The sequence below is a fragment of the Amycolatopsis sp. NPDC003861 genome, assembly GCF_053605405.1.
Map to the genome: position 1 here is coordinate 16,502 of NZ_JBSGJD010000122.1, position 10,565 is coordinate 27,066.

General features: G+C 72.3%; 9 protein-coding genes. 8 read left to right on the forward strand and 1 reads right to left on the reverse strand.

Translation table 11 applies throughout. From position 1 onward, the window contains the following. Positions 1 to 151 precede the first annotated feature (151 nt). From ACWEVN_RS27240 to ACWEVN_RS27270, 7 genes are all read left to right on the forward strand, one after another. Positions 152 to 1,303, forward strand: coding sequence for a TadA family conjugal transfer-associated ATPase (locus tag ACWEVN_RS27240; protein WP_452053185.1), 1,152 nt, complete (start codon positions 152 to 154; stop codon positions 1,301 to 1,303). A gap of 64 nt (positions 1,304 to 1,367) precedes the next feature. Next, positions 1,368 to 2,126: a type II secretion system F family protein gene (locus tag ACWEVN_RS27245; RefSeq protein ID WP_452053186.1), complete on the forward strand. Its 759-nt coding sequence runs from the start codon at positions 1,368 to 1,370 to the stop codon at positions 2,124 to 2,126. Beyond that, a complete protein-coding gene (locus ACWEVN_RS27250; RefSeq protein ID WP_452053187.1) occupies positions 2,123 to 2,839 on the forward strand; it encodes a type II secretion system F family protein in 717 nt (238 codons plus the stop codon). The genes ACWEVN_RS27245 and ACWEVN_RS27250 overlap by 4 nt, the downstream gene beginning before the upstream one ends. A gap of 27 nt (positions 2,840 to 2,866) precedes the next feature. Next, entirely contained in the window at positions 2,867 to 3,043 is a 177-nt protein-coding gene (locus ACWEVN_RS27255) for a DUF4244 domain-containing protein (protein WP_310969148.1), read from the forward strand. A gap of 20 nt (positions 3,044 to 3,063) precedes the next feature. Continuing rightward, the gene (locus tag ACWEVN_RS27260) at positions 3,064 to 3,393 is read left to right on the forward strand and encodes a TadE family type IV pilus minor pilin (protein WP_452053191.1); all 330 of its coding nucleotides are present in this window, start codon (positions 3,064 to 3,066) and stop codon (positions 3,391 to 3,393) included. Further along, positions 3,386 to 3,811, forward strand: a complete 426-nt coding sequence (locus ACWEVN_RS27265; RefSeq protein ID WP_452053188.1) for an Rv3654c family TadE-like protein — start codon at positions 3,386 to 3,388, stop codon at positions 3,809 to 3,811. The genes ACWEVN_RS27260 and ACWEVN_RS27265 overlap by 8 nt, the downstream gene beginning before the upstream one ends. An 888-nt stretch (positions 3,812 to 4,699) precedes the next feature. After that, complete coding sequence (locus ACWEVN_RS27270) at positions 4,700 to 5,317, forward strand: bifunctional DNA primase/polymerase (protein WP_310969144.1); 618 nt, start codon at positions 4,700 to 4,702, stop codon at positions 5,315 to 5,317. 82 nt (positions 5,318 to 5,399) lie between these two features. Here the strand turns inward: ACWEVN_RS27270 and ACWEVN_RS27275 are convergent, their stop codons facing one another. Continuing rightward, positions 5,400 to 7,841 carry a DEAD/DEAH box helicase gene (locus ACWEVN_RS27275; RefSeq protein ID WP_452053192.1) on the reverse strand — a complete coding sequence of 814 codons (2,442 nt, stop codon included), beginning with the start codon at positions 7,839 to 7,841 and terminating at the stop codon, positions 5,400 to 5,402. Positions 7,842 to 8,190: 349 nt separating this feature from the next. Between ACWEVN_RS27275 and ACWEVN_RS27280 the strand changes: the two genes are divergently transcribed. Next, the gene (locus ACWEVN_RS27280; protein WP_449684704.1) at positions 8,191 to 10,488 is read left to right on the forward strand and encodes a sodium-translocating pyrophosphatase; all 2,298 of its coding nucleotides are present in this window, start codon (positions 8,191 to 8,193) and stop codon (positions 10,486 to 10,488) included. The last annotated feature ends 77 nt before the right edge of the window (positions 10,489 to 10,565 follow it).

Below are 10,565 nucleotides of genomic sequence, written 5' to 3' on the forward strand. Positions count from 1 at the left end.
CGCGCGGCGACCACTCGGCGATCCGCCGCCCTTCCACACCACCGCGCCTCACCCTGCGCGTCGACCCACCGCCCGGCACCCGCGTCACCGCAGCACGCGACCACCCACCGGCCACCCCGCAACCCACGAACCGACTAAGACGGGCAATCCCATGACTACCGACTTCGTGGACCGAGTCCGCAACCGCCTCGCGGGCGACCGCCGCCGAGCCGATCCGGTCGCCGTCGCGACCGCCGTCCGCGCCGAAGCGGGCGGCGCCCTCGGCCACGACGCCGTGCTCGACGCGGCCCGCCAGGCCCGCGACGAGTTCGTCGGCGCCGGCCCGCTCGCCCCGCTCCTCGACGACCCGGCGACCACCGACGTGCTCGTCACCGGCCCGGCCGAGGTCTGGACCGACGGCCCACAAGGCCTCACCCGCACCGACATCCGCTTCAAAGGCGAAGAATCCGTCCGCCGCTTGGCTCAGCGCCTCGCCCTCGCGGCCGGACGCCGCCTCGACGACGCACAGCCCTACGTCGACGGCTGGCTCCCCGGCACCGGCCCCCACGGCCGCATCCGCGTGCACGCCGTCCTCCCGCCGATCGCGGCCGGCGGCACCTGCCTGTCCCTCCGCGTCCTGCGCCCGGCGACGCACGACCTCACCACCCTCGGCGAACTCGGCGCGTTCGACGACGCCGGCGCCAAACTGCTCCGCAACGTCGTCTCGAGGCGCGCGGCGTTCCTAGTCACCGGCGGCACGGGCGCGGGCAAAACCACCCTCCTGGCCGCACTGCTCGGCGCCGTCGAACCGGGCGAACGCATCGTCTGCGTCGAGGACGCCGGCGAGCTGCAGCCCGCGCACCCGCAGTTCGTCAGCCTCGTCGCCCGTCCGCCCAATGTGGAGGGTGCGGGCGCGGTCGGCCTGCCCGAGCTCGTACGCCAGGCGCTGCGCATGCGCCCCGACCGGCTCGTGGTCGGCGAGGTCCGCGGCGCCGAAGTCGGCGCCCTGCTCACCGCGCTCAACACCGGCCACGACGGCGGCGCCTGCACCATCCACGCCAACTCCCCGGCGGAGGTGCCCGCCCGCATCGAGGCGCTGGCGGCGCTCGGTGGCCTCGGCCGCGATGCCGTGCACAGCCAGCTCGTCGCCGCGATCCGCGTGGTGCTGCACATGCGGCGCGAACCGGGTGGCCGCCGTCGCCTCGCCGAGGTCGGTGTCCTCCGCGCCGAACACGGCCGGGCGCGGGTCGTCCCGGTGTGGCGCGCGGGCCGGTGGACGGTCGATCGGCACCTCTTCCCGACGTCGGGGGCGATCGCGTGCTGAGTCTCCTGCTGGTGCGGATTTCCTTGCTGCTGCACGCTTTCCCGCGCAACCGAAGGAGGCGGCGATGATCACCCCGTGGCTCCCGCTGTGCGTGGGAGCGGCCCTCGCCTGCTGGCCCGCGGCGCCGAACCGGTTCCAGGTCATGATCGAGCCGGCAGCCACCATCCGGAAGCTCCACGGGTGGCGCGCCGTCCGCTGGCTGCTGCCGGCTGCCCTCGCCGGCTTGCTGGCCGGAGCGGGCGGCGCGATCGCCGCCGGCGTGCTGACGCTGGCGTGGAGCCAGGAGTGGCGAGCCCACCGCCGGGCCACCGCGGACCTGGCGATGGCGACGCACACCGCGACCGCGTTGCGGACGATGGTGGCCGAGCTCCGTGCCGGCGCCCACCCGGTCACGGCGGCAGAAGCCGCCGCGGACGTGGTCCCGGCGCTGGCGGGAGACCTCCGCGCCCTGGCGACGGCGGCCCGGCTCGACACCGAGTTGCACGCACCAGCGCTGCCGCACGTGGCCGCGGCCTGGAAGCTGGGCAAACGCCACGGCCTCCCGATGGCCGACGTCCTCGACGCGGCCCGCCGCGACGCCGAGGCAGGCGTGGCGTTCGCCCGCCGGATGCGCGCCAAACTCGCCGGGCCCCGCGCGAGCGCGGCGGTGCTCACCGGGCTGCCGGTCCTGTGCGTGCTGCTGGGGGAGGCCATGGGCGCGGCGCCGCTGCCCGTGCTGACCGGCAGCACGCCGGGCCAGGTGCTGCTGGTCGCCGGGTGCCTCCTGCTCTGGGCGGGTACGGCCTGGTGCCGGGCCCTGACCGGACGGGTGCGAATCCGATGACCGCGATCGCGCTCCTCTTCTTCGCCGGGGCCCTCCTGAGCTGGCCGGACGAAACCATTGCGCGGCGCTTCGCCCGCCTGACCGACGGCCCGAAGCCCGCCCGCAAGAGCCACCGCGCGCTACCGCCCATCGCGGCGACAGTGGGCGGAGTCTCGACAGCGGTGCTGGTCGGCGGGGTCGCCGGAGTGGTGGCAGGCACGATCGTGACGGCCACCGGGTGGTGGGCGATCCGCCGCACCCGGCGGCCACGATCACCGGCCGTCGACATCGCCGCCAAGCTGCGGCTGGCGGGAACGCTCGACCTCCTCGCCGCCTGCCTGCGCGCCGGGCTGCCGGTGCCTTCGGCACTGGAGGCCGTGGCCGGCGCGGCGCCCGCGGCCGCGAGGGCGGCGCTGAGCTCGACGGCCGGCCTGCTCGCCCTCGGCTCCCGGCCGGACGAGGCGTGGGCGCCGGTGCGGGCCGTCCCGGGCCTCGGCGAGCTGGCGGCCACGGCGATCCGGACGTCCCGGTCGGGCGCGGCCTTCGCCACGGCGGCCGGCGACCTCGCCGGACGGTTCCGCGACGAGCTGGCCACCGAAGCCGAGGAGCGCGCCGAGAAGGCCGGGGTGGCGCTGGCCCTGCCGGTCGGTCTGTGTTTCCTGCCGGCCTTCTTCTGCCTGGGCGTGCTGCCGGTCGTCCTCGGCCTCGCGGGACGGCTCGGCCCGCTGTTCTGACCACGAACCCCTATGAAGGGAATCCCCATGCGCGCGTTCCGCCGCCGCTTCCGCTCGGACGACGGTTCCACGACGGTCGAGTACGCCATCGTCACGGTCGCCGTCGCGGCCTTCGCCGCCGTCCTCTATTCCTTGCTCACCGGGGACTCGGTCGTCTCGTGGCTGACGAACCTGGTCATGAAGGCCTTGGCGGTGCCGTCATGAGGCACAAGGACGAAGGCTCGGTGACGGTGGAGGCAGCACTCGGCTTGGCCGGCCTGACGGTGGTGACGGTCCTGCTGGTCGCGGCCCTGGCGGTGCTGACAAGCCAGCTGCGCTGCACGGACGCGGCCCGCGAGGCAGCGCGCCTGCTGGCCAGAGGCCAGCCGCAGGAGGCAACGGCCGCGGTCCACCGGATCGGCCCACCGGGCGCGGACTTGGCGTTCGAGCAGATCGGCGAAGAGATAACGGCCAAGGTGACGGCCCACCCGGCGGCCGGCTTCCTCCCGGACATCCACCTCGACGCAACGGCCTACGCGGTGGCCGAGCCGGGCACGGAGGTGACGAATGGCTGACAGTCAGGCCCCCGACAGAGGAGCGGCCACCATCTGGACGGCCATGGCGGTGGCGGCCCTGACGGTCGTGGCAACGCTGGCGATGTGGCTGGGGGCGACGGTGACGGCACGCCACCGAGCGGAGTCAGCGGCCGACCTGGGCGCCCTGGCGGCGGCCTCCCACGCGAGCGAAGGCCCGGTCCGCGCATGCGAACGAGCAAGATGGGTGGCCGACCGCATGCGAGTGACGCTCCGGACCTGCCGCTGGCAACAGCTCGACGCACTGGTCGAGGTCGAGGCAAGCACCCCGGCCATCGCGGGCCTGCCGAGACCTTCCGCCCACGCTCGCGCAGGCCCAGCGGCCGAACCAGCACCCCCAGCCCCGGCAATCTCGGGGGACAACCTCGGCAGCACGCCCATCCGCCCACCTCACAGCTGACCCGAGCGGCAAGCGCCCAGCCTCGCGCGCGGACGAACCGCCGCGCAGCCTCGGCGGCAGAGCCCAGCCGCCCGCCCAACGGCTGAACCCGACGAGCCAGCGGGCATGCCGTCCGCCTCGCGCGAGGCGGAACCGACGCGGGGCCTCGGCGGCGCGGGACGCGAGGCCTCGGCGGCACGCTCCATCCGCCACCCAGGGGGAGCAGCCGCACGCAGCCCGCCGTTGCGCACGTGCGGCACCCTTCGCCCGTCCGCGACATCCGTCGCGCATCCGCGACACCCCGTCGCGCATCTGCGACACCTGCCGCGCTCGGCGCTACCCGTCGCCCATCGGCGAGACCCGTCGTGCGCCCGCGACAGCTGTCGCGCACGGGTGATGCCCGTCGCCCGTCCGGGACACCCGCGAGACCCGTGAGCCCGCTCACCGAGGCACCCACCCCTCAGTCCCGTCGCACCTCGGCGACAGCGCAACCCCAGCCAACCGGAGCCGTCCGGCGGACGCCGACCGGTCGGTATGGGGCGGTGACCGGCTGATCCGGGCGGGCGGGCGATGAGCGGCTGATTGTCACGGGCAGCGGTCGTTGGTGCACGGCGAGCGGTCGAATCGGCTGCTCATCTGGGCCGAAGCAGCGTCTCCACCGCGCCGGACGAGCGGCCGGAACCCCGCGGATCCCGGGGTTTGCCGCGACGAACGGTCCATTTGCGGTCGCCGTTCGCCGACCATCCGGGCCTGGGGGTTCGGTCGGGCCGTACGGATCACTGGGCGTTCATCGCCTCGTAACCACCGGTTGTCGCGCGGGGGTTCCGGGCAATGTGCAACTTGCCGTTAAGTGAGATGTGCGACACCACGGGGTCGCGGAGAACCGGAACTTGAAGGCAGGAAACACTGATGTTGGACGCGAATTGGCCGGACAGCTGGCGCGGTGCCTTCCGCATCGAACTGCGGGCGGAGGCGATCGGCCTCGCTTGGCGCGGCTGGCCGGTGCTCCCGGGTGTCGACCCCGCCCCGCTCACCGGTGGCGACGACCTCACCTGGCGCCGTCCGGTTCCGGCCATCGACGCCTGGCGTGAGCAGATCGGCACCCACGCCCACGAGGTCGCCACCTGGTTCTCCGACCGCACCCACAGCCTGCTCGTCGCCACCGGCACCGTGCTCGACGCCATCGAGGTCGACGACGAGATCGGCAAGCGCGCCTGCCGCCTCCTCCGCGCCATCGGCCACCCCGCGCCGATCATCGCGCTGCCGAACGGCCGCTGGCTCTTCCTCACCACCGTCGCCGACCACGTGCCGGCTGAGCTGGCGTCGCGCGCCGGGATCCAGTGGCACGGCAAGGACAGCTACATCCCGCTGCCGCCGTCGCCGTTCCAGCACGGTGTCGTGCACTGGCGCGTCAAGCCCGAGGTCTGCGGCTGGCAGCTGCCGGACGCCGCCGAAGTGCACGACGTGCTCGTCCGTGCGCTGGCCGGCGCCGAAGCCCCGCAGCTGGTCCAGACCACCGCGGCCTGACAACCGGACCACCGCCGCCGGCCGGTCCCAGCCCGGCCGAGGCGGAGCAGGACACAACTCCATGGACCACCAAGTGGCCGTTCTAGGCACCGTGTTGACGCAACGCCCCGAGCACGGTGCCCAGCACAGCCACTGCCCCCGCCTTGTCCAGCGGTTCGTTGCCGTTCCCGCACTTCGGCGACTGAACGCAGGACGGGCATCCCGTCGGGCACTCGCAGGAGACGATCGCCTCCCGCGTTGCGGCCAGCCACGGGACAATCGCGGCATAACCGCGTTCGGCAAATCCCGCACCCCCGGGATGCCCGTCATGCACGAACACCGTCGCCTCCCCGGTGTCTTCGTGCCACGCGGTACTCACCCCGCCGATGTCCCACCGGTCGCACGTAGCGAACAGCGGTAGCAGGCCGATCGCCGCGTGCTCGGCGGCATGCAGGGCACCGGGGACCCGTGCCGGAACCAATCCGGCACCCCCCGGTGTCCTGCCACCCTCGCGAACGGGCCCCCGACCGTTCGCCTGGGTCTCCTCCCCGGTCCCCACCGGCCCCGCAGATTCGGTCCCCACCCGATGGCCCCCGGTCCCCACCTCGCCATCCGAACCAGCAGAATCAGCCGAACCAGCCGAGTCGCCGGAACCGAGCAGCGAAGACGACACCGTGTACCAGACCGCGCGGGTCCGCAGGCTCTGCTCCGGCAGATCGAGCGGCGTGTGGTCTAAGACCTCCCCGGACGGCCGTCGTCGCAGGTACCCGACCACCTGCGACGTCACGGCCACCTCGCCGAGGCAGACGCTCACCCCGCCGAAGTCCTGCTTTTCCTGGGTGCCCAGCACCGAGATGTCCACGATCTCGCGCGGCGTCGTCGTCCAGTCCGGGTTCTCCGCGTGGACCAGTGCCAGCCCCTGGTCCAGGTCCAGCTCGTCGACGACGTACGACGACCCCTGGTGCAGGTACACCGCGCCGGGGTGCACGGCGAAGCAGGCCGACCCCGGGTCGACCGTCCCGAGCATCCGGCCCGAGTCCGACTCGACCACCGCGATCTGCTCCCCGCCGGTGCCGCGGATGCCGACCTCGGCGTGCGGCCGGTCCCGCGAAGTCCAGTACCAGCCGCTCGACCGGCGCCGCACCAGCTTCTGCTCCGCCAGCTCGGCCAGCACCTCCTGGGCCGCCGCGCCGCCGAAGACCTCCAGCTCGGGCAGCGTCAACGGCAGTTCGGCGACGGCGCACGCGAGCTGCGGCGCCAGCACGTACGGGTTCGCGGGGTCGAGCACCGCCGTCTCCACCGGCCGCGAAAGCAGCGCGTCCGGGTGGTGCACTAAGTAGGTGTCGAGCGGGTCGTCCCGCGCGACGAACACCACCAGCGCCGAATCACCGGAGCGACCCGCCCGGCCGGCCTGCTGCCAGAACGACGCCAACGTGCCCGGGTAGCCGGCCAGCACCACCGCGTCCAGGCCCGCGATGTCGACGCCGAGCTCCAGGGCGTTCGTCGTCGCGACGCCCAGCAGCCGACCCGACAACAGTGCCGCCTCCAACGCGCGACGTTCTTCCGGCAGGTAACCAGACCGGTACGCCGCAACGGTTTCCGACAACACCGGGTCCACTTCGGACAGAATGCGGCGCGCACCCAGCGCCGCCAGCTCCGCACCCCGCCGCGACCGGATGAACGCCAGCGACCGCGCGCCTTCCAGCACCAGGTCGGCGAGGATCCGCGACGTCTCCGCCCCGGCCGAACGCCGGACCGGCGCCCCGTTCTCCCCGGTCAGCTCCTCCAGCAGCGGCGGCTCCCACAACGCGACCGTGCGGGCGCCGCGCGGCGAAGCGTCCTCCGTCACGGCGACACAAGACACGCCCGTCAGCCGCGAGGCGAACGAAGCCGGCGAAGCCGTCGTCGCCGAAGCGAGCACGAAGACCGGCGAAGCGCCGTAGTGCTCTGCCACCCGCCGAAGCCGGCGAAGCAGCAGGGCGACGTGCGAGCCGAAGACGCCGCGATAGCTGTGGCACTCGTCGACGACCACGCAGCTGAGCCGCCGGAAGAACGTGGCCCACCGGCCGTGCGCCGAGAGGATGCCGCGGTGCAGCATGTCCGGGTTGGTGAACACCCAGTTCGCGTGCGCGCGCACCCAGTCGCGCTCGGCCATCGGCGTGTCCCCGTCGAACGACGCTGCCCGCACCCCCGGCACGTCCAAAGAGGACACCGAACGCAGCTGGTCCGCGCCCAGCGCCTTCGTCGGCGACAGGTACAGCGCGTTCGCCTTCTCGCCCGCGGCCAGCCGGGACAGCACCGGCAGCTGGTAGGCGAGCGACTTCCCCGACGCCGTTCCGGTCGAAATCACGACGTGCCGGCCCTCGTACGCGTGCGCCGCCGCCTCCGCCTGGTGCGCCCAGGGCGCCGAGACGCCGCAGTCACGCAGCGCAGCGACGACCGCCGGATCCGTCCACGACGGCCACTCTGCGTAGCGCGCGGCGCGACCCGGCAGGTCCGCGACGTGCGTGACCGGGTGCTCGCGCGACGGGATGCCGGCGGTCACCCGCCTCAGCAGCCGCTGCCCACGTGATTCGTCCACCCGCCGAGCTTGGCACAGGGGTACGACAGTTCTGGCATCCCCAGCTGCGCCAACGGATCGGCGAAAGGGTGATCGATCAAGTGAGGAGGCTCACAAGGTAACGGAATGTACCGTCACCGGGACGGCGTGAAGACGCTGGTTGCGATACCAATACACTCCCGCAATCCACACCCTCTGTGGTGAGCGTCATGTGAGACGTGCATTGCTGCCCGGCTAGCGTGTCGCTCGGTACAGGGTCCATGCCAGCGCCGGCCGTGTCGAACCCTCGGCTTGCCGTCGACGCTGGCGCACGGCGACGTCTCATGGAGGACGAATGTCACGGCAGTTCCTCGCGGAGGGCGGCGGAAATCTCGCGCTCTCCGGAGGTGGCTACACGATTGTCGGTGTAGTCGCCGTGGTCGCGCTTGCCGCACTCGTCATCGGCTACGTCCTGCTCAAGGAGGTGCTGGCCGCAGGCCAGGGCACCGCCAAGATGCAGGACATCGCCAAGGCGGTGCAGGAAGGCGCGGCCGCGTACCTCAAGCGGCAGCGGAACACCCTCGCCATCTTCGGCGTGATCGTGTTCCTCCTGCTCTTCATCCTTCCCGCCGACGACTGGAACGAGAAGATCGGCCGTTCGATCTTCTTCCTGGTCGGTGCGGGTTTCTCGTTCGCGATCGGCTACCTCGGCATGTGGCTGGCGACGCAGGCCAACCTGCGCGTCGCGGCCGCGTCGCGTGAGGAAGGCGGCCGCGAGAAGGCGATGCGCGTCGCGTTCCGCACCGGCGGCGTGGTCGGCATGATCACCGTCGGCCTCGGCCTCTTCGGTGCCGCGGTCGTCGTGCTGGTCTACACCGGCCAGGCGCCCAAGGTGCTCGAGGGCTTCGGCTTCGGCGCCGCCCTGATCGCGATGTTCATGCGTGTCGGCGGCGGCATCTTCACCAAGGCCGCCGACGTCGGCGCGGACCTGGTCGGCAAGGTCGAGCAGGGCATCCCGGAGGACGACCCCCGCAACGCCGCGACCATCGCGGACAACGTGGGCGACAACGTCGGTGACTGCGCCGGCATGGCCGCGGACCTCTTCGAGTCCTACGCCGTCATGCTGGTCGCCGCGCTGATCCTGGGCAGCACCGCCTTCGGCGTGCACGGCCTGATCTTCCCGCTGATCGTGCCGGCCATCGGCGTGATCACCGCCGTCATCGGTGTCTACATCACCAAGGCGCGCGCGGGCGAAGGCGGCCTGGTCACGATCAACCGCTCCTTCTACATCTCCGCGGTGATTTCCGCGGTGCTGTCGGCGATCGCGGCGTTCGTGTACCTGCCGAGCAGCTTCTCCGACTTCGGCCCGGGCTTCGAGGGCACCGGCAACCCGGCGGTCATCGCGACCATTGCGGTGATCATCGGCATCGTGCTCGCCGCGGTCATCCTGAAGCTGACCGGCTACTACACCGGCACCGAGTACAAGCCGGTCAAGGACGTCGGCCGCACCTCGGAAACCGGCCCGGCGACGGTCATCCTGTCCGGCATCTCGGTCGGCTTCGAGTCCGCTGTGTACACCGCCCTCGTGATCGGCGCCGCCGTGTTCGGCGCCTACCTGCTGGGCGGCGGCATCGCGCTGTTCGCCGTGGCGCTGGCCGGCACCGGCCTGCTGACCACCGTCGGCGTCATCGTCGCGATGGACACCTTCGGCCCGGTTTCGGACAACGCGCAGGGCATCGCCGAGATGTCCGGTGACGTCGACGAAAAGGCCGCGCAGATCCTCACCGAGCTCGACGCGGTCGGCAACACCACCAAGGCGATCACCAAGGGCATCGCGATCGCCACGGCGGTCCTCGCGGCGACGGCGCTGTTCGGGTCCTACTCGGACGCGATCACGAAGACGCTGTCGGGCATGGGCACCGGCGTGGTCACCGGGCTCGACGCGGCGAAGTCGTTCGTCAACGAGATCGTCAGCCCGAACACGCTGGTCGGCGTGATCATCGGTGCGGCCGTGGTGTTCCTCTTCTCCGGTCTCGCGGTCAACGCGGTGTCCCGGGCCGCCGGCGCGGTCGTCTTCGAGGTGCGCCGCCAGTTCCGCGACATCCCGGGGATCATGGAGGGCACCACCCGTCCCGAGTACGGCAAGGTCGTCGACATCGTCACGCGCGACTCGCTGCGCGAGCTGACGACGCCGGGTCTGCTGGCGGTCTTCGCCCCGATCGCGGTCGGCTTCGGTCTGGGCACCGGCGCGCTCGCCGGCTACCTGGCCGGCGCGATCGCCTGCGGCACCCTGATGGCGATCTTCCTCGCCAACTCCGGTGGCGCGTGGGACAACGCGAAGAAGCTGGTCGAGGACGGCAACCACGGTGGCAAGGGCTCGTCGTCGCACGAGGCCACCATCATCGGTGACACCGTCGGTGACCCGTTCAAGGACACCGCCGGCCCGGCGATCAACCCGCTGATCAAGGTGATGAACCTGGTCTCCGTGCTGATCGCGCCCGCCGTCGTGCAGTTCTCGATCGGTCCCGACGAGAACGCCGCCGTCCGCATCATCATCTCGCTCGTCGCGGTCGCCGTGATCGTGGCGGCGATCGTGGTGTCGAAGCGGCGGGGCACCGTCATTTCCGACACCCCGGCCGAAATCAAGGCCTGAGTTCCAGGGTGACCCCGGGCCCGGTGCGCCGCGACGAGCGAGATGATGATGCGGACGGCGGCGTTCTCGTCGGGACC